This is a genomic window from Paenibacillus sp. PK3_47 (genome assembly GCF_023520895.1).
GTDB lineage: Bacteria > Bacillota > Bacilli > Paenibacillales > Paenibacillaceae > Paenibacillus_AQ.
This window is the reverse complement of the sequence record NZ_CP026029.1, coordinates 6,508,029-6,530,385: the sequence shown is the minus strand read 5'-3', so window position 1 is coordinate 6,530,385 and position 22,357 is coordinate 6,508,029. Positions and strand designations below refer to the sequence as shown.

The following is a 22,357-nucleotide window of genomic DNA, read 5'->3' as shown; positions in this document are numbered from 1 at the left end:
ACATGGGCAAGGCACTGCGCCCGAAAAGCTGGGTGCTTCTGGCATACCTTCTTCCGGGACTACTAATCTATTCCTTTGTCGTGCTGGTTCCCATACTTGCCGCTCTAAGAGACAGCTTCTATTCCTGGACGGGAGGCCCCAAAAAAACCTATATCGGTATTGAGAACTATAAGGAAATTCTTCAGGACCATGTATTTTGGCATTCCTTTCTCAATAATGTGCTGATGACAGTTTACGGGTTAATCGGACAAGTCGGGCTGGCCTTTGTTTTCGCTCTGCTGCTGATGTCCAAAATGGTAAAGCTAAAGGGTCTTCACCGGACAATGAGTTACTTTCCCTCCACACTAGCTCCGGTAATTATCGCCTTTCTATGGATGCTGATCTATAACTACAACTACGGCTTACTGAACGCCGGACTAACCAAGCTTGGCCTTGGCAGCTTTGTGCAATCTTGGCTTGACCTGACTGGTCCGATCGTCCTGCTGGCTTCCATCCCTCTGTCCTGGCAAAATATCGGATTTTTTACACTGCTAATGCTGGCTGGTCTATCGTCGATTAATAAGGAGGTCCTGGAGGTTGCCGAGCTGGACGGGGCAACAGGTATACGTAAGGCATGGTATATCATTATTCCTCTAGCCAAGCCCACCCTGGTTGTTGCTTCACTGCTCTGCATCGCCAACAACATGCGCGGCTTTGAACATATCTATGCCCTGACCGGGGGCGGTCCGGGTAATTCCTCCTCTGTAATGGCCCTGTATGCGTACGAAACTTCTTTCCTGCGTTTCCGGTATGGCTATGGTTCTGCGCTGGCTATAGCCATCATTGCGCTGACCATGCTCATGATCCTGCTCTCGACACTCGCGCTTCAGCGCCGGAGACATCAGAAGGGAGATGTGTATTAATGGAGCTGCAACTGGAATTGAAATCACAGCCCAGTACCCGCCGTTTTCTTCCCAGTCCGGCTAAGCTGGCAGTGAATGCGCTGATGCTGCTCTTTACTGCCAGCTGCATCATACCGCTGGTCTGGATCGGGTATTCATCACTGAAAACACAAGCCGAATTCGCCAACAGCATTCTTAGCCTGCCCAGCGCACCCCAGTTTGCGAATTATATGGAAGCGATCAAGCTGACGAACATGCTCCAGCTGTCGTGGAACAGCGCAAGAGTGACAATCCTGTCAGTCCTGGGTATTACAGCGATCTCATTCGTAACAGGCTATATCACAGCAAGGCTTGACTTCAAGGGTAAGCAGGCGATGATCTTTTATTACCTCTTTGGCATGCTGGTGCCCATTCATGCGCTGCTTGTCCCAACCTATTTGCTGTTTAAAAATTTCAGCTTGGCAGATCAGTGGTATACACTGATTATCCCGTATATTGCCTTTAATCTGTCCCTGCCGATCATGCTGGTCAGCAGCTACGTGATGGGCATTCCAAAGGAGATTGAAGAAGCTGCAGCCATCGACGGCCTCAGCTTCAGCGGAACAATGTACCGCATTATCCTCCCTATAGCCGTGCCGGTTCTGACCACCGTCGCTATCCTGCAGTTTTTTTCCTGCTGGAATGAATTTTCCTTTGCCCTGGTACTTCTCAAAGATGAGTCGCTACGTACAGTTCCGCTTGGCATGTCTTACTTCAAATCCCAGCACAGCACCAACTATCCGCAGCTGATGGCCGGAATGATTCTGTCCATGCTGCCAGTTACCATCATATACTTTGCATTCAGTTCACGGATTATATCCGGAGTCATGTCCGGAGCTGTGAAGGGATAACCGCTAGTTAATCTAAATCTACCGTTAATGGAGGGAACACTATGCTTAATTATGATCAGAATCAAGAACAACCCCTGAAACACTCGCCGGACCGTTCCAAATGGAGCGAAAGCTTTTACCGCAGATCAATGGAACTTCCGGATGAGCTGCTGATTGGCGCCATTGACAGTCATGTGCATGCCGGTCCGGTATTAAATTCAAATCCCGGTCATCTGGATCCGATTCAGGTAGCGCAGGAAGCTGCAGCCGCCGGCATGAAAAGCATTGTATATTACGATGTGTTCGGCTGGGCATCAGGAATGGCCTGGGTGGTGAACCGTCATGTACCCGGCATTCATACCTATGGAGGCTACCTGATGAATTCCTGCCACGGCGGCATGAATCCGCGTTCCGTCAAAACCGCGCTGCATATGGAAGAGGGCTGCCGCTTCATCAGCTTCGGATCACACTGTACACGCCATTCGGCTGAGCGGGAATCGACACTGATCGATGGCAAACTGGTTCCGTTCAAGGATGCCTTTCCGAAATTTGCCGAAAAGGAGCTGCCTGTGGCAACATCGATCCCGCTGGATGGACCCGTTCCGGAAGAACTGGATGAAATATTAAGGTTGGTGGCCGAACACCCGGAAGTGTATCTGAATACCGGTCATGTATCTGTTGCGGAAGCGCTCCGCCTGCTGGATCTTGCGGAACAATACGGCATTGCGAAAGTGCTGATTGCCCATCCTGTACGCGGTAAGATGACGGTTGAGGAGCAGAAAGCCGCTGCAGCCAGAGGGGCTTTCCTGGAAGCCTGCCTTGTAGACTGGCTGTACCCTGATGTTCCCCGGACCCATTACTATGTGGAAAGGGAGTATATGGACATGGGCGCTGAACTTGGCAGGTTCTCCAATGCGACGAAATGGATGAAAACGATCCGGGAAGTCGGAATCGACCAGTTCGTGCTCGGCACAGATTATGGCATCCGCGCTGCCTCATCGCCAGTACAAGGCATGAGGACAATGATTGCCAGTATGCTGGATTACCAGTTCGCCCCGGATGATATTTACCGTATGGTAGCTACGAACCCGGCAAGATTAATCGGAATCAGCTAATAGAGATACACGGGTCTGCCGAAGTAACCCTAAGCACCGACGAGGAGGAGAAGAATATGGGATCCGCAGGGCGTTATGATCTGGTCATCACTGGCGGAGCTATCGTTACAGAAACGGACGTGGAGCGTAAGGATATCGGAATTCTTGATGGCAGAATTACCGAAATCTCCACAAGTATAGATCCGGAGGGAGCGCAGGTCATCGATGGACGGGGACTGACGGTAATGCCTGGCGTGATTGACACTCATGTGCATTTCAATGAGCCTGGACTTGAAGCCTGGGAAGGACTCCGGACGGGTTCTGCCGCTCTTGCCGCCGGAGGGGGGACCAGCTTTCTGGATATGCCGCTAAATGCCCTTCCTCCTACGGTGACGGTCAGTGCGCTTCAGCGGAAAAGAGACTGCGCAAAAGACAGAACTTATGCGGATTACGGCTTCTGGGGCGGACTGATGCCGGGTTATTTAAAGGAGCTGCCGCTGCTGGCGGATGCCGGAGTTATGGGGTTCAAGGCCTTCATGTCCTCTCCGGGGGACAAGGACAAGGACGGGTTCCGCCGCTCGGACGACGACACACTGAGAGAAGGGATGAAGATTATTGCCCAGACGGGCAAGATACTGGCGCTTCATGCAGAACATGAGCCGACCGTATCCCGGCTCACGCTCGAAGCCCGCAGCAGGGGCCAGTCCGGCCCGGAGAGCTATACCGCCTCCCGCCCGGTAGAGGCAGAGGTGGAAGCAGTGGAGAAGGCCCTGCATTATGCTGCAGAAAGCGGATGCCGGCTGCACTTTGTCCATATCAGCAGCGAATCCGCTGCCGGAAGGATACGCGATGCACGTAAAACGGGACTTGATGTAACTCTGGAAACCTGTCCGCATTATCTCTGCCTCACTGACAAAGACTTCGCTGTCATGGGTGCAGTTGCCAAATGTGCGCCACCGCTGCGTGACAGGGAAGAACAAGGGAGACTATGGAACAGATTACAGGAGGGCTGGTTCGATTACCTGACTTCGGACCATTCGCCCTGCCCTCCCGGCATGAAGGCAGGCAATGATCTGTTCGAAGCCTGGGGAGGCATTGCGGGTGTGCAGAGTACATTAACGCTGATGCTGGATGAAGGCCACCTGAAACGGGGAATTTCTCTGCCGGTACTGGCACGGCTGCTGTCAGGAGCTCCGGCCGAGCGATTCGGGTTTGCGCATACGAAAGGGAGAATCGCAGCAGGCTGTGATGCCGATCTGGCGCTTGTTGACCTGAATGCCTCCTACACGCTGCATGCATCGGATCTTTATCAGCGGCACCGCCAATCGCCGTACATCGGCCGCAGCTTTGGCTGCAAGGTAAAGATGACACTCCTGCGGGGCCGGCTGGTCTATAGCGATGGTACCGGGCTTCATCACTGCGGTGCCGGAAGGGAGCTCACTCCCGTGTATCCGGGAGTAATGAATGTAAGTACTTAGCTGCATAGAGGACGTTTTTTTCAAAGGGAGGGAAAGCGATGACAGCAACAGCCGGCGGAATATCCGCCGTTCATAAAGATCTCCTTCTGCTGATCCAAGGGATTCCCCGGGAGTTAATGCTGCAATATGTCGACCGCTATTTGGGTAATTTGCTGGCGGCAGACGGTTACGACCCGGAGCTGCTGCAGACGCTGGAAATGTATGCGTCTTGTAACGGCCATATGAATGAAATGTCCTCCCGCCTGTACATTCACCGGAACACGGCGGCGTACCGCCTGGAGAAGCTGGAGCGGCTCCTGGGTATTCCGCTGAAAGAACCGGAAAACCTGCTGCTGCTCAATATGGTATTCCTGTTCTGCAGGCTGTTAGAAGCAGAGAAGACTGAACTGCCCGGCAACGGCCTCCTTGCCCCTGGCAACCGGAGCCGTTAATCTTCTTCATAATTAGAGAAATATAATAGAATTAATTTATAGACATATACAGCAAGGCCATACCCTTTAACAGCCATTAAAGGGTATGGCTTTTTTTCGCGCAGATCCAAGCTTGTTGCAACCCTGCCAAAAGTTCCATTGCCTCATCCGGATATCTATACGATAATCTTCTAATGGATAGGATTTAGACAGGAGGCATAAGCGCATGAAGCTGATTTCAATAGAGCAGGCAATTACTCAAGTGGAACAAGGGGTCCATATTCCGGCTTCCCATGAGCTGATTAACAGCGGAATCTACCGCAATCCGGAGTACCATCAGCAGCCTTTTTATAAAGTTGAACTGGAATGGAATAAAAAAGGGGAAGCAGAGCTGGATGAAGAGGGATTGGTCAGCCGGTATCATATACGTGCAGAGCTGGACGCCAGTACGGGCAGACTGCTTGCTTTTTACAGGCATGACCATAGGCGGGTGCGGGAACAGAAAGAGAAAGAAATGGATGAAAGCACCTTTGAAGCCCTGTATCCGCATGTTCTGAACTGGATAAACAAATTAAGTCTGCATATTGACCCGCAGGAACTGAGACTTGTCCGTAAAACCGTTATCGGTGAAGAGATGTTCCGGCTGAGCTTTCAGCGGCACTATCAGGGAATTGCCATCAGAGATTATCAGGCCCTGGAAATCAAGCTGAATCACAATTATGAGTTGATCCATTTAAACTGTACATGGGATGACTGCGTATTTACAGAGCAGGCCGGTTTGATTCCGGAAAAAGAGTTCAGAGCCGCTTTTGGGGTTGATCAGCTGTCCCTTACCTATATCAATCTGCTTAAGTCCAATCATCCTTTTTATGCCTGCCGGGAGGATATCTATAATGCAGTGACAGGGGAGCTGGTATATTCGGATCAGGCGGTGCTGCAGGAAAATATCGACCTGTCCACAACTGAACCGCAGCGTAATGAGAAGATTACAGTGTTAAGGGTGCCGATTTTTGATGCGGATTATGACAGCCTGAAGCTGGAAGACGGAGTACAGGAGGCTGAACCGTATGCGCCGCATTCCTTTTTTACGCTGATTACAGAGGAAGAGAAATTACGGGCCCGGGACATCGCTGTCTCGTATCTGAAAACACATCACGCTGCAGATCCCTGCAAATTTGCTTTTATAGGGAGACCGGGGCGTGACGTTGTTGAGAGTATGCGGGGCAACCAGGTTGTAGTGGAGATTCAGCGGGTAGTCAATGATATTCCAATTACAGGTGCAGGGATCCGGTTGGTAATCGATCATCATACCTGGGAAGTTAAAAATGTTGTGGATACACTGGACTTTATCCGTGAAGCTAAGGGGCTGGATATGAGTAAGCTGCAGGCAGCAACCTTTTTACCAGCGATAGCCTGGGAGCAAATGAAGGATAAGCTGGAGTTCAAGCTGCAATACTATTTTGACGAAAACAGACCTGAAACAGCCGGCAAGAGGGCAATACTTACCTATGCTCTGGATTGTGACTGGTTGTGTGATGCCTGCACAGGAGAGCTCCTGAAAATGGACTAGAACTATACTTCTACATAGCAAACCGGTTATACGGTCAAAAAAGGCGCAATCACCTTCATTTGAAGCAGGCTGCGTCTTTTTGTGGTGCACGGATACGGCGAAGGTGATATAAAATTGCTTAAATAGTTTAAGTAAAATCATAGACCCGGATTACATGGATTAAAGAGCCGGCAGGCCGGCAGGCGGGATACTCCATAATCGGGAGCAGACGTGTAAGGAGGCATCAATGACCCATGACAGAACAGAAGGAAAGTCTCGCAAGCCTAATCAAGAAAGGCAACAAGTCTTCAGGCTCGGCAGCGATCGGCAATACTTGCATTGCTGCTGTTAAGGGAGTTGCTTTTGCCCTTACCGGCAGCGGGTCCATGTTTGCGACCATGATGCATTCCATCGCGGATGCAGTGAATCAGATGTTTGTATTTACGGGCAGTGTACTTGCGGAGAAAAAACCGACAAGGCGGTTCCCGGACGGTTTCGGCCGTGTCATTAATCTTTTTTGTATGGTTGCAGTCATTGTAGTAACCATTATGGCGTATGAAACGATGCTCGAAGGCTTTCATTTACTGCAGCATCCGGCTGAAGAATCCGAAGGATACTGGATTAATGTGGCGGTATTGATTTTATCCATTGCTGCCGACGGGTTTGTCTGGGTGAAGGCAATGAATGAAGTGCTCCATGATTCCAGAGTCGAGGCGAAGGGACTGCGCAAATTCACGTTATCACTCAAAAATGTAAAAAGAGCCGCTCCCCCGACCCGGCTCGTGTTCTATGAGGATCTGGTTGCGACAAGCGGCGGATTGCTGGCTCTGATTGCGGTATTGGTTACGGCATTCACGAATTTCAAGCTGCTGGATGGCGTGAGCAGTATTCTGATCGCCTTTATGATGATCGCGGTAGCCTTCCGGGTCGGATACGACAACATGGTCGGTTTGATTGGTGTCGCCGCCCCGCCGGATATTGAGGAGCGCATTGCGAAGATTATTCTGGATGAACCGCTGGTTACGGATATTTATCAGATGCGTATTTTGCAGGAAGGCCGTTATTATCATGTTGAAGGCCTCATAGAGCTGAAGAAGGGGATGACGCTGGCAGATGCCGATGATATTAAGTTCAAGGTCAGGGACAAGCTGCTGGCTGATCCGCATATCTCGGACGTGACGCTTGGCATTCTGGAGGATAACGGGGTACGCAACTGGGTGCCGCAGCAGGACGGGTGACAAAGATTATATAAAAAGAGTACTGTAAACATAAAAGCCGGTGGAGCGAAGGGGCTCAACCGGCTTTTTGCTGTGCTGTGTACACCCTCCTGAACCGGACGGTTCTGTACATTCAGCCCGCTTGTTTGCCTTCACATTTCTTGCAGACATCCAGCTTTCCGCCGTCGGCTCCTTTGCCGAGGTACAGCAGCTTGATGCGTGTGCTTTTGCAGATCGGACAAGTGCCTCTTGCACGGGAAGGCAGGCGCCAGAGTGCTTTGCCGCGTTTGTTCTTGGACATGAGTATTCCCACTTTCACCTGTAATACTCTATCCTATGCCCGGGCCAGGCGTCACATCACATGTTCTTTTGGTACAGGAAAATCAGGTAGTGACTCATGAAATTGTAAATCAGAAAAACTGCCACTACAGCCATGGTAACCCATAAAGGTGCTGAGATGAGGATGGTAATATAGGCAATGGCCATAACCAGCCACTGGGTGATGTCCCCGGCTTTAGCTTTGGCGCGGTTACGGATAAGGGTGTTCCGTTCATCGTGATAATCAATCCGGATTTGCTTTTCATGCCCGGGATTTTTGCGTGCTGCCCGGATCATCAATAAGTTAGATACGCTTAATCCTGCACTACCCGCTCCAATTCCAATCAAAGTACCCGATACAGCCTTGAATTCCTCATTGTCAAAAAAGAAGCTTGCCGCTACCAGGCAGGCACCGAGAATCAGCAGTCCTACATAAAAGACACTTGATCTTCTCATTTTATTTCCTCCTCATAGATAAAAATTTCCTCAATCGGCAGGTTGAAAAAACGTGCGATTTTGAAAGCCAAAATGATGGAAGGGTTGTATCTGCCGTTTTCAAGCGATCCGATGGTTTGTCTGGATACCTCCAGAGCTGCAGCTAGCTCCTCCTGTTTGATGCCGTGCTGTTTGCGGATTTCCTCTAGTCTGTTATTCAAAAGATCACCTCACGCCTGTGAATGGAAAGTCTGCTTTCCATGATTAAAGATATCATTACCGATAGAAAATGTAAAGCCTGCTTTCCATGATATGAGCTTAAACAGATAATGATGAGCGGCAAAAAAACAGCGTATAACATAAATTATACGCTGTTTTGATTCTGAGGGATTTTTATTGCGACACACGAGCATATGTTGGACTAAAATTATAGCAACATTATAGTAGATATCATATAAATAACCATTACATATAGTGCAGGCACTTATGCTTCAGGAAAATGGTTTGAACCTCTCAGCCATCCCTGCAGGAGACATGCTATAATAATTCAAAAAAACAAGTGGGTGCATGAAATTGACTACCAAGCGTTTTGAACCGAAAAAAGGATGGCGGGCAGACAAGCTGTCTCAGCTGGGCTCGTCTATTTTTTCAGAGGTGGCAGCATGGAAAGGGGAAGCAGTACAAGCGGGCCGGGATGTGATTGATCTTGGAATCGGCAGTCCGGACCAGGCACCCGTGCAGGAAATCCGTGATAGCTTAAGTGAAGCTGTGCTTAGAACGGACAGCTACTCTTATCCGGCTTCCAAAGGAAGCGATGCCTTCCGCAAGCAGGCGGCTGCCTGGATGAACTGGCGTTTTGGCGTTAATGTAGATGATAAAGAGGAGATGGTTGCCCTGATGGGTTCACAGGACGGCCTGGCCCACTTGGCACTATCGATCTGCAACCCGGGAGATCTGGCTATTGTTCCTGATCCGGGTTATCCGATCTATTCCGGGGCGCTTGCCATTGCAGGGGTGAGGGCATGGCATCTTCCGCTGCTGGAGCGTAACGGCTTTGTCCCTGATCTGGACAGTATTCCCGATGAGGTGTGGCAGGAGGCGGTATTTATACTGGTTGGTTTTCCGGGCAATCCGATATCCGTTACAGTGGACCTTGCTTATATGGAGAAGCTGATCGCGCTTGCCAAAAAGTGGAATGTGCTGGTCATTCATGACCTCGCTTATTCGGAAATGGGCTTTGACGGATACCGGCCGGTAAGTGTTTTGCAGGTTCCGGGTGCGATACATACCGCGGTTGAATTTCATTCCTTCTCCAAAAGCTTCAACATGGCCGGCTGCCGGATCGGATTTATGACAGGGAACCGGGAAGCCGTCAGTGCGCTGAGAGAACTCAAAAGTAATGTCGATTACGGTGTGTTTGAACCGGTTCAGGAAGCGGCAATACATGCGCTGGAGCTGGCCATGACAGATGGGGCAAGGCTTGCGGTTGCTCCGGTGTATCAGAAGCGGCGGGATTCTTTTGTGGAAGCCTTGGCGCGGGAAGGCTGGAATGTACCCAAACCTAAAGCTACGATGTTTATCTGGGCTCCGCTGCCTGAGGCTTATACGGCTTGTTATACAGATGGTGATTCGCGCAAGTTCGCCTATGAGCTTCTGCTGAATGCGGGCGTTGCAGTCATACCGGGAGATGCTTTTGGCTCGCAGGGTAAAGGGTATGTGCGGATTGCGCTTGTAGAAGAAGAAGGACGGCTTCTGGAAGCCGCCCGGAGAATCGGAAGGTATCTTCGCTCGCTGTAATCAGGTAAGAAGTGCGCTACTGCAGTTCTTTTGGAAGCGCCAGCGCCAGCAGAGCAGATTCAGTCGGAACCAGCACCGTGCGATTGACAATAGCGATACTGCCAAAGTACGGATGCTTGGCTCCGGTTGGAAGGGTCCCCAGCAGTTTACCGGTCGATGCATTCAGGATCGAAAAATCACCGTTTTCAAAAGAAGCAAACACAACTTTGCCGGACCGCGTCACCCGGACAATTTTGCCTGAAGGATGATCAAATTCCACCACGCTGTCATCTGCCATGTTAACACCTCTAAGCTGTGCCCCCTTCATAAAGAAGGCCATCCCTTGTACCGGCCCAGCCACCCAGCTGCCGAAGTCGTCATAGGTTTTAAAAGCATAATCTGAGCTCTGTCCGCGCGCAAAGCGGGTAAGTATGGTCTCATCCTGATCCGACTTGGTGTCCGCTGAATAAAGATAGGAGCCTTGGGTGGAAACGTAATATTGGCTGACTCCTCTTACATCTTCAAGCGGCTGGTAGTGCTGCTGATTGGAGATTTTTCCTGTGGCAGGATCCAGATTGACCAGTGTCAGCAGATGTCCGGGAACAGGATTGGGGGAGGTGCTGTACCGGTTTAAATCACTTTCAAGCAGAACAAGCTGCCCCGCTTCATGTGCTAAAAAAGAGTAAACCCCCTCAATTCTCCATATGCGTGCACCTGTCTCAGGATTTATTCCAAAGAATTGGCTGCGGATATTATTTACCGTACTAGACACCACAAGCGTATCTTTGTATTCTCCGTAGATGCTTCCCGCGTACATAGGGATGTTGTTGTTTTCCCATAACTTTGCGCCGGTCACCGGATGAAATGCTGCGATACCGCCGCTCTCATTAGCGAAAATAACCTTCCCGTTGATTAAACGGGCCTGACCGCCGATCTCCATTGGACGCTTGGCAACTTTGACTTTCCAGATCAGCTTGCCTGTTCCCAGGGATACTTTGACGAGCTGCTGGTTAGGATCAATAAAGAAAACCGAATGGTTGGTCAGAATTTGCGGCCGCCCGCCATTTTTGAATGACCACTTGATCTGTCCAGTAGCAATGTTCCGGGCGTAGAGTGTATTGTCTGCAGAATACAAGATCATTCCGTTACGCACCGGCTGCTGCTCCTCATAGATTCCGCTGCCGTCTGTAGGAGTTTTCCATTTAAGTGTGAGTGAAGGAGCTGTTACAGCTGCTCTGCCGGATGCGTTTGCGGATTGTGCGGATGCTGCACTTTCGTTTGCCCCAATGGGTGGACCGGTTACCGCAGATAAGAGTAAAGATGCTGTGGTAAACATGGCCAGTGTTTTGTTCATTATAGTCAACAGACTCATCTCCTTAATATTTCCATAAGATGTAGACGCCGGCGCAGGAGATTAGTTGCTAAGAAGATGGAATTAGAGATGGTGGAGATGTGAGCGGGTAACCACAAGAAATGTTAACATAATCTTAATTATGTATACCTAAATTCATTTTGTCGTAATCCGGGTAATATAGGAGCAACTACAATGTGCAGGAGGTATAACATTATGGGCTTTAACATTGGAGGCTTCGGCGACAAAATTCAGGGTCTCGTGGGCAATCTAAAAGAGGGTAAAGTAGGCGAGCTGCTGCAAAAGCTGCCGCTGGATCAGCTTCCTATTGATCAGCTGTTGCAAAAACTTCCGTTAGACCAGCTGCTGTCGAGCTCTTTTCTGCAAAAATTTACGTCCTTTGGTTCAATAAGCGAGCTGCTGCAAAGCGGCGGATTTCATGCTTCCTCAGCAGAGGACCTTAAATCTTTGCCCCGGGAGGAGGTGGACGAGCATGTCAGCAAAACGACCTCTTTTGGCTCGTTAAAGGATATGCTGGTGAAAGCCGTGGAGTTTTATTCCCAGCGTAAATAGAGTTTCTTCATTATAAAAGAAAGGCCGGCAGGGGACAGAGTCCCGCTGCCGGCCTTTTTCTATTCACATCTTATTGGCGGAGCCAGGAAGTGGCCAGCAGAATCGCGCCTTTTTTGGCGTTCGTATCCGCCAGCGCATTCAGCATGACGAAGTCGTGAATGATCCCCTGGAACCTTACCGCTGTTACAGGTACGCCTGCTTCACGAAGTTTGTTGGCATAAGCTTCACCTTCATCACGGAGCACATCCGCTTCCCCGGTAATAATAAGGGCTTCAGGCAGCCCACTCAGCTGCTCAAGGCTGGCTCTCAGCGGAGAAGCCGTAACTTGCGCCCGTTCTTCCGGGTCCGTGGTATATTGATCCCAGAACCATTTCATACCTGTTCTCTGCAGGAAATAGCCTTCTGCGAACAAATGGTAGGACTCGGTATCGAAGGAAGCATCGGTAACCGGATAGAACAGCAGCTGCTTGGAAATCTTCGGTCCGCTGCGTTCTTTGGCCATTAGTGTAATTGCTGCAGTCATGTTTCCGCCGACGCTGTCGCCGGCTACGCTCAGCCTGCTGCTGTCCAGGCCATGCTCAGCCCCTTCGCGTACAATCCATTCCAGTACTGCATAGATTTCTTCGATGGCTGTGGGATATTTGGCTTCGGGTGATAAGCTGTATTCCGGAAATACGACTGCTGCCTCAGCGCCAACAGCCAGTTCGCGGATGAGCCGGTCATGGGTATGGCTGTTGCCGAACACCCAGCCTGCTCCATGAATGTACAGGATCACCGGAAGGGAGGCGGAAGCTGTATGAACCGGACGGACAACCTTTACTTTAACCTCACCGCCGGGACCACCGGAAACCGTGAGATCCTGAAGATCTGCCTCAGGTTTAGAAATCTCACCGGACTGTACAGAATTTACGGTTTCCCGTCCTTTTTCAGGACCGAGGTCCGGCAGAAACGGGGGCTCGGCATTATCGTCTGCAAATTTCTGTGCTGCGGGTTCGAGAACAATCTTTTTAGGCTCAGGCATGGTTTCTAGTCTCCTTTAATGGGTATAGGTCAGGCTCTACCCTTTCATAACCCTTTGAATACTTTCTGAAACGTTACGCTTTTCTTGTATTTAGGTATAGAGTGTCAGATAATAGATCCATTGAAAAAATGCAGTCAGGCGAAAGGAGGGGATGGCATGATTGAACCAGGAACTGACTATGAGGAAGAGCTGGAGGCTTTTGTAATCTGGATGAAGGATGCCGGGTATACTCCCTACACCCAAAAGTCTTACCTCGCCGATGTGCATGAGTTTCTGGATAGACTGGGCGGCAAACCTCTTGAATCTGTCAAAAAGCTTCATGTAGTCTCTTATTTGACCTCTGTACGTGAACGCGGGGTGAGCGATGCTACCCGGAACCGCAAGCATGCCTCCGTGAACTGCCTGTTTAGGGCGCTGATTGAAATGGAGCTGTTGACGGCGAATCCGGCGGCAGGCATCAAGAAGTCCAAAACTGAAAAAAACCGCGAACCGGTCTATCTCGATGAAAATGAGCTGCAGCACTTCCTGAATGCTGTAGGGGGAAAGTATCAGAGCCGCAATCTGGCCGTTTTTTTGCTGATGTCCTATATGGGGCTTCGGGTAGGAGAGGTTCATACGCTCAATTTAGGGGATTATAATACAGAGCGCCGCTCTCTCCGGGTATTCGGAAAAGGCCGCAAATGGCGGAATGTACCTGTGCCTGAAGATATCGCTCCTTATCTGCAGCAGGCAATAGACGAACGCCTGACGCCTTGGCGCAGTAAAGAGGAAGCGATGTTCATCTCGCAAAAAGGCCGGCGGCTGTCCATCCGCGGGATCCAGGGCATAGCTGCGGATACCTTTGGCCGCTTTCAGCAGGATGTGCCTGCAGGACAGCGCCGCCCGTACTCCAGCCACAAGCTGCGTCATTCATTCGCCACGATGCTGCTGCGTAAAGGCGCGGACCTGCGTACGGTTCAGGAGCTGCTGGGCCATTCATCCATTCAGACTACGACAGTGTACACTCATATTACAAACCGCGAAAAAGAAGAGGCGATGGCGAAGCTGCAGATTGCTATGCCTAATAACAAAGCGGCCGCCGCAAAAAAAGTGACATAACGAATATTATGTAAACTAATATGGATCTAAGTATAATAGGACCGGCTGTGCCTACCGATTACTGGTCAACCTTTTCCAGTACGAAGTGTGGAGCAGCCGGTTTTTTATAACAAAAAAATAACTTGTTATTATATTATGTTTGATTTATTCTAACGAATATAAGTGTTTTTATATTGTCTGTTTCTGATACTAACTTGTAGGAGGACATGATAGTGAAAGATATTTTCCTTAAAGGCATGACTTACGGCTGGGAGACCCCAAGAGGGGAGTACCGCAAGGCTTATGCGGAGGATTCACTGCGCAAGCTTGCCGAAACCGGCAGTGAGTGGATCGCCCTGTCATTCTGGACTTGGCAGGATACCATTCATTCCACCGACATTCATTTTGATTACGGTTACACGCCGACAGACCGGGATGTTGAACATTCCGTCCGCCTGGCCAAGGAGCTGGGACTCAAGGTCTGCCTCAAACCGGTTGTTAACTCACGGGACGGGATCTGGAGAGCTCGGATCGGTTTTCCTGAGGATGCGGATATTTACTGGGCGGCATGGTTCCGTTCCTATACGAACTTTATTAAGCATTATGCGGAACTGGCGGAAGAGCTTGGCTGCGAGATGTTCTGCATCGGCTGTGAAATGGTGGGTACGGAAGCAAGAGAGGCTGAGTGGCGGACACTGATTGAAGAAGTCAGAAGACTCTACACAGGACCGATCGTATACAACGCCAATCACGGCAAGGAAGAAGGGATTCAGTGGCTGGATGCCGTTGACCTGATCGGAACGAGTGCCTATTATCCGGTAGCCTCCGTGCCGGGGGATTCCTATGAGAATATGCTCGCTGCCTGGCAGAAGCAAAAGCCGAGACTGAAAGCGCTGGCGGAACGGTTCGGCAAGCCGCTGGTCTTTATTGAAATCGGCTGCCGCAGCGCCCATGGCTGTGCAACCATGCCTTGGGACTTTGAGCACAAGGAGCTGCCGGTGTCACAGCGTGAACAGGCAAATTTCTACCGTTCCGCACTAGAAGCCTTCTGGAATGAGCCTTGGTTCGCCGGATTTTTCTGGTGGGACTGGAGTACACGCCTGTACCCGCTAGAGGAAGCCGCTTCTAACGTAGGATTTGATATTTACGGCAAGGAAGCCGAGGGCATTCTGAAGGAATATTACAAATTACCTGTTACAAGATCATATGAATGGTAATTTACAGCATGTGATTTAATCCGTTGGCAGGCCATTTTAATTCATGTTATATTATTAACAGAAAAGCCGTCCTTTTCGTGGTGGTTCATTTCCATCCACCGGAGGGGCGGTTTCTTTTGTATGCCTGCACCAAAACAAAAAGGCTGGCCGGTCATCGCATGACAACCGGACAACCTTTTGTTAGAGCAATGGATTACAATTCAAGCTTGGCAATTTCCGACTTGAGCTTCTCTGCGGATTTCTGGAACAGGAGCTGTTCATCTTCACTCAGCGGCAGATCCAGCACTTCACGTACACCGGAACGGTCAACAATGCATGGCGCACCGAGGAATACGTCCGATACACCGTTATAATTGTTAAGCAGTGTGGAGACGTTCAGCACAGCGCCTTCGTTGTCGAGAATGGAGACGACAATCCGGTCCAGCGCGAGTGCGATTGCGTATGAGGTGGAGCCTTTGGCTTCGATAATCTCGTAAGCGGCATTTTTGGTGTCTTCAAAAATCTCGTTGCGTTCCTCTTCATCAAAGCCGAGGTCGATACCGGCTACATTGGCCAGACTCCATACCGGCAGCTCGGAATCCCCGTGCTCTCCGATAATTTGGCCGTGGATGCTGCGCGGATCGATTTCCTTGTGCTTGCCGATCAGATAGCGGAAGCGCGCACTGTCGAGCACCGTACCTGAACCGATGACACGTCTGCGGTCAAATCCGCTGATTTTCAGCGTGGCGTAGGCAAGGATATCCACCGGATTCGTAGCGATGAGCAGGATCGCATGATGGTTGTATTTCGTTATCTTTTGAATGATGTCCTTAAAGATCGAAATATTTTTGCGCAGAAGGTCAATCCGGGTTTCACCGGGCTTCTGGGAGGCGCCTGCGGTTACGATGATAATGTCCGCTTCACGGCAATCTTCGTAGTCTCCTGCCCAGAGCTTCACGCCGCCGACAAAAGGCATGCCGTGATTCATGTCCAGCGCTTCACCATGCGCCTTTTGATGATTAACGTCAATAAGTACCAGCTCTTGCATACGTCTGCGGAGAAGCAGCGTATACGCGGTGGTTGTGCCGACTGCACCTGTGCCGATGATTACGACACGATTGGGCTTAAATGGGGGGGCCATTGTTACATCTCCTCCAAAATTTGATTTTTTTGTGTCCAATCTTAACCATCATAATCTCAAAGGTTAGTGTTTTCAAGCAGAATGCTTTTAATCCATTACCCCAAAAAGGGCATGCTAAGGCAGAAAGGAGAATTTTGTGTTTACGATTTCGACACTTATTTTGTATTTGGGCGCGGCTGTACTGCTGATTCTTATCCCCGGACCGGATCTGATCTTTGCCGTTACACAGGGAATTACAAACGGCCGTAAAGCCGGAGTCTATACAGCAGCAGGGCTCGCACTCGGTAACACTGTACATACATTGGCTGCCGCTCTCGGACTGTCCATTATTGTGCAGACTTCTCCGGTATTATTCACTATTTTCAAAATTGCCGGTGCTCTGTATTTGTTCAATCTGGCTTACAAGTCACTGAAGCACCGCAAAGCTCCGCTTATGGTAGGCAGCGGGGAGAAGAAAGGCGAAATGGCGCTGCTGCGCAAAGGGCTGATTATGAATATCCTAAATCCCAAGGTGGCCATTTTCTTTCTGACCTTTCTTCCGCAATTTGTAAATTACGGCTACGGCCTGGTTCCGCTGCAGATGATTGTGCTCGGACTGATTTTTATTGTGCTTACTGCGCTGATTTTTGGTCTGTTTGCCTATTTTGCCGGTGCGTTCAGCAGCAGATTTTTGGAGAAGCCCCGCATGCAGGAAGGTGCTAATATCGCGGCCGGTATTATTTTTGTGGCGCTGGGCGTCAAGCTGCTGGCTACTTCACCTTAGTGCAGGATACATGTATTTATTTAATTGACAGGAGAGAATTGTAGCATGGATATTTTCCGCAAAAAACCGCTGGACGTACCACAGAGTACAGGTGCAGCCAAACTGAGCAGGACACTGGGGGCGCTGGATCTCACTACGCTCGGGGTTGGCGCAATCATCGGAACCGGCATTTTCGTAATGACAGGTGTAGCTGCGGCAGAGCATGCCGGACCGGGTCTTGTGTTATCCTTCATTCTTGCCGGCTTTGCCTGTGTTCTGTCTGCACTCTGTTACTCAGAGTTTGCCTCGACGCTTCCGGTGTCCGGCAGCGCTTACGCGTACAGCTATGTTGCTTTCGGTGAGCTGCTGGCCTGGATTTTGGGCTGGGATCTGGCCCTGGAATATGGCGTTGCGGCAGCGGCGGTCAGCAGCGGATGGTCAGGATATTTTCAGGGGCTGCTGGAGGGCTTCGGCATCCATTTGCCGGTCGCGCTGTCCGGGGCTTATAATCCGGACGAGGGAACCTTTATTAATCTGCCGGCAGTCATCATCATTTTGCTGATTTCCTATTTATTGACCCGCGGAGTGAAAGAAACGGCCCGTTTTAATGCCATTATGGTGGTTATCAAAATTGCAGTAGTGCTGCTGTTCATCTTCACAGGCATGTTCTATGTCAAGCCGGAGAACTGGACGCCGTTCCTGCCTTTCGGTTTTGAAGGGGTTGTGAACGGGGCAGCCACCGTATTTTTTGCCTATATCGGCTTTGACGCCTTATCGACAGCAGCTGAAGAGGTTAAGCGTCCGCAGCGTGATCTGCCGATCGGAATTATCTCTTCACTTGCGATCTGTACGGTACTGTATATTTCTGTGTCTCTGGTTTTGACCGGTATTGTGCCTTATCAGAGTCTGAATGTCACGGATCCGGTGTCCTTTGCCCTGCGTTTTGTGGACCAGAACCTGGTAGCCGGCCTGATCTCCATCGGCGCTATTGCCGGGATGACAACTGTGCTTCTGGTGCTGCTGTTCGGCCAGACCCGGCTGCTGTTTGCGATTTCGCGGGACGGGCTGCTTCCGGAGGTCCTGTCCAAGGTGAACGCCAAAACGCATACTCCGGTCCGCAGCACCTGGGTCGTAGGCGGTATTATTGCCGTACTGACCGGTTTTGTCCCGCTCGACCGGCTGGCTGACCTTACAAGCATTGGTACACTGTTTGCCTTCCTGGTGGTTTCACTGGGCGTTATCGTGATGCGTTACTCGCATCCGGATCTGCCAAGAGGCTTCAAAGTCCCTTGGGTTCCGTTCATTCCGCTGCTTAGTGCGGCAGCCTGCGGTTATTTAATGTATAATTTGAGTAGCGAGACATGGATCGGGTTCCTGGTCTGGCTGGCAGCAGGCCTTTTAATCTACTGGCTGTACGGATATAAACACAGTAATCTGAACCGTGAATAATTGAACTTGAAGAAGAGGAGAGAGGGAAGTGTCTTACAATCCGTCTGGTCTAAAGGTTACAGGAATGGTATGGATGTTCATTCTGGCCTTATTCATAATTACGGCTTGCTCTTCTTCTCCGGCTCCTGAGCCTTCCCAGCCCCCGCAGCCGACGGAAGCGCCGGAAGAAGGGCAGACGATCACTCTAATTACACCTGATGCCAAAAATGTAGTTTCGGAAGATGCACCTAAATATCAGATCCAGACCCGGCTTACCGATTTCAGACTCCTAAATGAAGCTGTGGGATTGGCCTGGGGTGTCACCAAAAATGAACTGCGCATGTATATCACCAAGGATAACGGCAAAACCTGGGCGAATATCTCACCTCCGGTAAATGTACAGTTTCTGTCTAATCCTGTTTATGGACAAGAAATCTTCTTCATTGATCCCAGCCATGGCTGGATCATCCGGAATGCTTCCGGAACGGCAGAAACGATTGTGCTGCGGACGTCGGACGGAGGGCACAGCTGGAAGGTTTCTTCTTTTCCTGATGAAAATTCGATCTCTTCTATTTACTTTAAAACCCGTGAACACGGCTGGCTGATGACCTCCTGGGATGCCAATTCCACCAAGGAGAGCAAAGCGCTGTATGCGACGGTTGACGGCGGGGCCACCTGGAATATGGTGATGCAGAATGAGCAGTATAATCCGAATCTGCCAAACCATGCGATACCTATGGCTGGCGTGACCACCGGAATGATTTTCAGAGATACAGCCCATGGCTTTGTCACATTGCAGACCGGTGCGCTTCCCAAAATATATGTGACTAATGATAGCGGAGCGACCTGGAGCCAGGGTCCGGAGTTCCTGGTCAACGAACAGTGGAGGGGCTGTGACCGGGTGATTACGGGCGAGCCTGAATTTTTCGGTGACAGAAGTACAGCGGGCTGGCTGCCTGTCGCCTGTCAAAAGGATAGCGGGAGCAGTGTAGCTTACAACGGCTATTTTACCAGCAACGGTGGAGCATCCTGGGAGTTTGTACCTTTCACTCTTGGAGCGCAGGGCGGAATTAACCGTTATTTTGCCCCCGCATTCCTGAACACGCAGCTGGGCTGGAGCATCAAAGGCGGTACCATTTACAAAACGTCTGATGAAGGACGAACCTGGACTGCACTGCCGGCCAGCAGTGTTCTGCAGTCCAAGCTGCTGGAATATCCGGAGATCGTGAAGCTGCAGTTCGTCTCCAGCGAGGTCGGCTGGCTGCTGATTCAGAAGGAAGAAGACCGCCGCTCCATCCTTCTGGGGACCACGAACGGGGGCGTAAGCTGGAGGGTAATGTAGATTCAAATGTGAAGAAGAGGCTGCCTTGTGCGGCCTCTTTTTTGCAGAAATCAGCTGAAATCAATAGAAATCATCTTATTTAAAATTTTTTAAAAAAAATGTGAAAAAAATCACATGACAAAAGAAAGAGCTTGTGATATATTTAACACATAGAAAACAAGTTCATTTTTTCACAAACTTTCATCCCGAATAGGAGAGATTACAATGACAACTTTTGAAACGGATTATATGACTAGAAACCTGCTGCAATTATGCTATAACTGTGATGATGCCCACCTGTGTGAAACCGAAGAACAATGCAGAGCATGCTGGGCTGAGAATGGAATGCTGCCGGTGGAAGAGAACGAAACCAGACAATTTCTGGACCTCGTACATGCTTAATATAGCAGGGCGATATGCAAGAGAAGAAAGACCGCTAATGTTCTCGCAGGTTGAGAGCGTGGCGGTCTTTTTGGTATGTCCGGCGTGCCAAAAAGCATATACATGTACAGAAGCTTATCTGGTCTGATGAAAAGCTTGATTCATACGGAATAAGGGGGAATGAGTGATGGGAGTAGGCCCGGATTCTTCTTGGATGTTTGATCTGACCGGCACAGTGATACCGATCTTTCTCGCCTTGATGATAGGCATCGTTGCGGTTTCTGCAGGCAGGGGCCTGCTTCAGTGGAGCCGGAATAATAAAGCGCCCCTGCAGACTGTTCCCGCCCGTATTGTCAGCAAACGGAGCGAGGTAAGGCAGCAGGCCCAGGAGGATACCTCCAGCCGGACCAGTACAACTTATTATCTGACCTTTGAAGACGAGACTGGCTTACGTACAGAGTTCAAGGTCGAAGGGAGCGAATTTGGCATGAGTGCCGAAGGTGACCGCGGAGTGTTAACCTATCAGGGTACCAGATACCGCGGATTTCAGCGGCTTCCTCATTATTCTACTGCCAAATAAGTTCCAGCCGCAGAATGTCTTCATTATTTACAATATAACAAGGCTTCCGGTACAATCCCTTTGTTTCCGTTCCAGGGAACAAGGGGATATTTATATTGTTCAATTAACGATCAAGGAGTGAGGTAATGATGAAATATTTGCATAAAACAGTGATTGTTACCGGGGCAGGGCACGGAATAGGCCGGGCGGTTGCTGCGGCTTATGCGGCGGAAGGTGCGAATGTAGTCATTGCTGAAGTGAATGGGGCTAAGGGGCAGGAGACAGAAGCAGAAATCAGGAAAGCGGGCGGGAACGCGAAATTCATCTCCTGTGATGTCAGCAGCGAGGAACAGATCACTGCAATGGTTGAGCATACGGTCAAAGAATACGGTACGATCGATATTCTGATCAACAATGCCGGGATAGCCAATCCGCACAGCAGCTCTTTCTATGAACTGTCCGCAGAAGAATGGGACAAGGTGCTGAATACAAATGCACGGAGTGTATTTCTGGCGACCCGGGAAGCCGCCAAGATCATGCGCAACAACCCTCGAGGAGGGGCCGTTGTAAATATGTCTTCTACCCGCGCAGTAATGTCAGAGCCGGATACAGAAGCCTATGCGGCATCCAAGGGAGCCATATCAGCCCTTACCCATGCCATGGCGGTGACGCTTGGAGGAGACGGTATCACCGTCAATTGTATCTGTCCCGGATGGATAGAAACCGGTGAATACGAAGAGCTGCGCGAAGTTGACCATACCCAGCATCCTTCAGGGAGAGTCGGCAAGCCGGAGGATATTGCCCGCGCCTGCCTGTATCTTACAGCACCGGAGAATGACTTTGTTACCGGGGCACAGCTGATCATTGACGGCGGGATGACGCGCAAAATGATTTACGAGCCGTAAGCCATCTGTGAAGCAGCAGGAATATAAATAGGCGTGGACTGTCACCTCTTGGGCGGATGCACATACAATACAGCGAGCAGTTAAGAAAAGAGGATGCTTGCAAAGCGGGTTTGCGCAAAAACCGGAATCCCGGCCAACCGTGCAAACTGCAACGAAGCAGATAAGGAGGAGAAAGCTTGGCCGTCATCAAAGCGAACTCGGAAGATGAAAGGCTGCTTGCACGCCTGATGAGAGCGGAAGCCGAGGAGGACGGGGAACCCGGCATGCTGATGGTCGGCAATGTCGGCGTCAACCGGATTCTCGGCAATTGCCTGGACTTCAAGAACATCCGCAGTGTCAATGATATGATTTTCCAGAGTCCTGGAGGGTTCGAAGCGCCGCAAAAAGGATACTTCTATCAACGGGCAAGAGACAAGGATATCCGTCTGGCCCGGAGAGTCATTGGCGGTGAGAGAAGATGGCCCGCCTCTAATGCATTATGGTTCTTCAGGCCTGAAGGCTCCTGCCCGGCCACCTGGTATAACCAGCAGAATACCGGGCGCTACAAAGCCCATTGCTTCTTCACTCCGTCAGGCGAGGATTGTCCGAACGTATTCTGAATCACTTAAGCTCCATTTCTGCAGACAATGTATTGA

The 22,357-nt window shown here is 50.3% G+C and carries 24 protein-coding genes; 18 read left to right on the top strand and 6 right to left on the bottom strand.

The window, feature by feature from the left end; genetic code table 11:
* Positions 1-2 precede the first annotated feature (2 nt).
* The 7 genes from C2I18_RS28345 to C2I18_RS28315 all read left to right on the top strand — a co-directional run bounded on the left by C2I18_RS28345 (position 3) and on the right by C2I18_RS28315 (position 7,519).
* The gene (locus tag C2I18_RS28345) at positions 3-902 is read left to right on the top strand and encodes a carbohydrate ABC transporter permease (RefSeq protein ID WP_249899029.1); all 900 of its coding nucleotides are present in this window, start codon (positions 3-5) and stop codon (positions 900-902) included.
* Positions 902-1,771, top strand: a complete 870-nt coding sequence (locus tag C2I18_RS28340) for a carbohydrate ABC transporter permease (protein ID WP_249899028.1) — start codon at positions 902-904, stop codon at positions 1,769-1,771. The genes C2I18_RS28345 and C2I18_RS28340 overlap by 1 nt, the downstream gene beginning before the upstream one ends.
* A 41-nt stretch (positions 1,772-1,812) precedes the next feature.
* A complete protein-coding gene (locus C2I18_RS28335) occupies positions 1,813-2,865 on the top strand; it encodes a DUF6282 family protein (protein WP_249899027.1) in 1,053 nt (350 codons plus the stop codon).
* Between the two features lie 56 nt (positions 2,866-2,921).
* Complete coding sequence (allB, locus tag C2I18_RS28330; protein WP_249899026.1) at positions 2,922-4,322, top strand: allantoinase AllB; 1,401 nt, start codon at positions 2,922-2,924, stop codon at positions 4,320-4,322.
* Between the two features lie 38 nt (positions 4,323-4,360).
* Positions 4,361-4,753: a PucR family transcriptional regulator gene (locus tag C2I18_RS28325; protein ID WP_249899025.1), complete on the top strand. Its 393-nt coding sequence runs from the start codon at positions 4,361-4,363 to the stop codon at positions 4,751-4,753.
* 205 nt (positions 4,754-4,958) lie between these two features.
* Positions 4,959-6,302 carry a hypothetical protein gene (locus tag C2I18_RS28320; RefSeq protein WP_249899024.1) on the top strand — a complete coding sequence of 448 codons (1,344 nt, stop codon included), beginning with the start codon at positions 4,959-4,961 and terminating at the stop codon, positions 6,300-6,302.
* Positions 6,303-6,535: 233 nt separating this feature from the next.
* Positions 6,536-7,519: a cation diffusion facilitator family transporter gene (locus tag C2I18_RS28315; RefSeq protein ID WP_249899023.1), complete on the top strand. Its 984-nt coding sequence runs from the start codon at positions 6,536-6,538 to the stop codon at positions 7,517-7,519.
* A gap of 112 nt (positions 7,520-7,631) precedes the next feature.
* On the opposite strand, the gene C2I18_RS28310 is transcribed toward C2I18_RS28315, so the two are convergent.
* The 3 genes from C2I18_RS28310 to C2I18_RS28300 are packed head-to-tail and all read right to left on the bottom strand — an operon-like array spanning position 7,632 to position 8,472.
* Entirely contained in the window at positions 7,632-7,799 is a 168-nt protein-coding gene (locus C2I18_RS28310) for a hypothetical protein (protein ID WP_249899022.1), read from the bottom strand.
* Positions 7,800-7,855: 56 nt separating this feature from the next.
* Positions 7,856-8,272, bottom strand: a complete 417-nt coding sequence (locus C2I18_RS28305) for a hypothetical protein (RefSeq protein ID WP_249899021.1) — start codon at positions 8,270-8,272, stop codon at positions 7,856-7,858.
* Complete coding sequence (locus C2I18_RS28300) at positions 8,269-8,472, bottom strand: helix-turn-helix transcriptional regulator (RefSeq protein ID WP_249899020.1); 204 nt, start codon at positions 8,470-8,472, stop codon at positions 8,269-8,271. Before C2I18_RS28300 ends, C2I18_RS28305 begins: the two co-directional genes overlap by 4 nt.
* Positions 8,473-8,818: 346 nt before the next feature.
* On the opposite strand from C2I18_RS28300, the gene C2I18_RS28295 reads away from it, so the two are divergent.
* On the top strand, positions 8,819-10,048 hold the full coding sequence (locus C2I18_RS28295) for an aminotransferase class I/II-fold pyridoxal phosphate-dependent enzyme (RefSeq protein ID WP_249899019.1): 1,230 nt from the start codon (positions 8,819-8,821) through the stop codon (positions 10,046-10,048).
* Between the two features lie 16 nt (positions 10,049-10,064).
* Here C2I18_RS28295 and C2I18_RS28290 read toward each other — a convergent pair whose 3' ends face one another.
* Entirely contained in the window at positions 10,065-11,381 is a 1,317-nt protein-coding gene (locus tag C2I18_RS28290; protein WP_249902279.1) for an outer membrane protein assembly factor BamB, read from the bottom strand.
* A gap of 213 nt (positions 11,382-11,594) precedes the next feature.
* Here C2I18_RS28290 and C2I18_RS28285 point away from each other — a divergent pair, with 213 nt between their 5' ends.
* Complete coding sequence (locus C2I18_RS28285; protein ID WP_249899018.1) at positions 11,595-11,951, top strand: hypothetical protein; 357 nt, start codon at positions 11,595-11,597, stop codon at positions 11,949-11,951.
* Positions 11,952-12,021: 70 nt separating this feature from the next.
* Here the strand turns inward: C2I18_RS28285 and C2I18_RS28280 are convergent, their stop codons facing one another.
* On the bottom strand, positions 12,022-12,972 hold the full coding sequence (locus C2I18_RS28280; RefSeq protein ID WP_249899017.1) for an alpha/beta hydrolase: 951 nt from the start codon (positions 12,970-12,972) through the stop codon (positions 12,022-12,024).
* A gap of 156 nt (positions 12,973-13,128) precedes the next feature.
* Here C2I18_RS28280 and C2I18_RS28275 point away from each other — a divergent pair, with 156 nt between their 5' ends.
* Together C2I18_RS28275 and C2I18_RS28270 are read left to right on the top strand one after the other, a co-directional pair.
* Positions 13,129-14,070, top strand: coding sequence for a tyrosine-type recombinase/integrase (locus tag C2I18_RS28275; RefSeq protein WP_249899016.1), 942 nt, complete (start codon positions 13,129-13,131; stop codon positions 14,068-14,070).
* Between the two features lie 212 nt (positions 14,071-14,282).
* Positions 14,283-15,266, top strand: a complete 984-nt coding sequence (locus tag C2I18_RS28270; protein ID WP_249899015.1) for a glycoside hydrolase family 113 — start codon at positions 14,283-14,285, stop codon at positions 15,264-15,266.
* Positions 15,267-15,459: 193 nt separating this feature from the next.
* On the opposite strand, the gene C2I18_RS28265 is transcribed toward C2I18_RS28270, so the two are convergent.
* Positions 15,460-16,386 (bottom strand): L-lactate dehydrogenase, encoded by a 927-nt coding sequence (locus C2I18_RS28265; protein ID WP_249899014.1) that lies wholly within the window; start codon positions 16,384-16,386, stop codon positions 15,460-15,462.
* A gap of 136 nt (positions 16,387-16,522) precedes the next feature.
* Here C2I18_RS28265 and C2I18_RS28260 point away from each other — a divergent pair, with 136 nt between their 5' ends.
* From C2I18_RS28260 to C2I18_RS28230, 7 genes are all read left to right on the top strand, one after another.
* Complete coding sequence (locus tag C2I18_RS28260; protein ID WP_249899013.1) at positions 16,523-17,149, top strand: LysE family translocator; 627 nt, start codon at positions 16,523-16,525, stop codon at positions 17,147-17,149.
* 45 nt (positions 17,150-17,194) lie between these two features.
* A complete protein-coding gene (gene bcaP / locus C2I18_RS28255; RefSeq protein WP_249899012.1) occupies positions 17,195-18,577 on the top strand; it encodes a branched-chain amino acid transporter BcaP in 1,383 nt (460 codons plus the stop codon).
* A 28-nt stretch (positions 18,578-18,605) separates the two neighbouring features.
* Positions 18,606-19,898, top strand: coding sequence for a WD40/YVTN/BNR-like repeat-containing protein (locus C2I18_RS28250; RefSeq protein ID WP_249899011.1), 1,293 nt, complete (start codon positions 18,606-18,608; stop codon positions 19,896-19,898).
* A 204-nt stretch (positions 19,899-20,102) separates the two neighbouring features.
* On the top strand, positions 20,103-20,279 hold the full coding sequence (locus C2I18_RS28245; protein WP_249899010.1) for a hypothetical protein: 177 nt from the start codon (positions 20,103-20,105) through the stop codon (positions 20,277-20,279).
* Positions 20,280-20,445: 166 nt separating this feature from the next.
* Positions 20,446-20,838 carry a DUF2500 domain-containing protein gene (locus C2I18_RS28240; protein WP_249899009.1) on the top strand — a complete coding sequence of 131 codons (393 nt, stop codon included), beginning with the start codon at positions 20,446-20,448 and terminating at the stop codon, positions 20,836-20,838.
* A gap of 128 nt (positions 20,839-20,966) precedes the next feature.
* Complete coding sequence (locus C2I18_RS28235) at positions 20,967-21,722, top strand: SDR family NAD(P)-dependent oxidoreductase (RefSeq protein ID WP_249902278.1); 756 nt, start codon at positions 20,967-20,969, stop codon at positions 21,720-21,722.
* 176 nt (positions 21,723-21,898) lie between these two features.
* Positions 21,899-22,321: a cell wall hydrolase gene (locus C2I18_RS28230; RefSeq protein ID WP_249899008.1), complete on the top strand. Its 423-nt coding sequence runs from the start codon at positions 21,899-21,901 to the stop codon at positions 22,319-22,321.
* Positions 22,322-22,357: the final 36 nt, after the last annotated feature.